The 614-nt window shown below is 63.4% G+C and carries 2 protein-coding genes; both read left to right on the forward strand.

Translation table 11 applies throughout. The features are described from left to right. Positions 1–242 (forward strand): hypothetical protein (locus C6558_RS40205; protein ID WP_199197135.1); only part of this gene is annotated, 242 nt, incomplete at its 5' end. A gap of 158 nt (positions 243–400) precedes the next feature. Then, the gene (locus C6558_RS40210) at positions 401–568 is read left to right on the forward strand and encodes a hypothetical protein (RefSeq protein WP_158269024.1); all 168 of its coding nucleotides are present in this window, start codon (positions 401–403) and stop codon (positions 566–568) included. Positions 569–614 lie beyond the last annotated feature (46 nt).

Consider the following 614-nt stretch of genomic DNA (forward strand, 5'->3'; position numbering starts at 1 on the left):
GTGATGGCACGCAGGTGGTCTGCGAGGGCCCTGGCACCCCGTACGAGAGGTCGTTCGGGAAGAAGGAGTCCCCGACCTGCGGGCACACCTACATGGAGATGGGCGACTACACGGTCGCGGCGATCACAACGTGGTCCGTGGAGTGGGAGGCCGAAGGGGAGTCGGGTGTGATCGAGACCCTCACGCGGAGCTCTCAGCCGGTGAAGATCGGCGAGTTCCACGCCCTGAACGTGAAGCCGTAAGTCTGCGCCGAGGTGGGTCTGAAGTTCGCCCCGGCGCGTTGCGTAGGAGAACCCTAGGATGTCAATCCGATTAGCGTATGCTCACCCGCATGAGCGCAACGATGTCCCAGTCCCCGCGACCCCGCGGGGGTCGTCGGTCTCGAGGTGACCGAGTCACCTTGACGACCAAACTTCCGCGGTCCTACGAGCCGAAGATGCGCGCCCTGCTGGACCACACCGGGGAGAGCGTGACTGACTACGTCGCAACTCTCATCATGCGGGACCTCGATTCCCGCGAAGTGCCTACGTCGAACGGTCAGGAGGTCTTCGACTTGAAGAGCGCCTGAACATGCAAGAAGCGGACCCGCGCCAACGAGTCCGCTTCTTAGGACT

Origin of the sequence: Ensifer sp. NM-2 (assembly GCF_003024455.1) — a bacterium.
Taxonomy (GTDB): domain Bacteria; phylum Pseudomonadota; class Alphaproteobacteria; order Rhizobiales; family Rhizobiaceae; genus Ensifer; species Ensifer canadensis.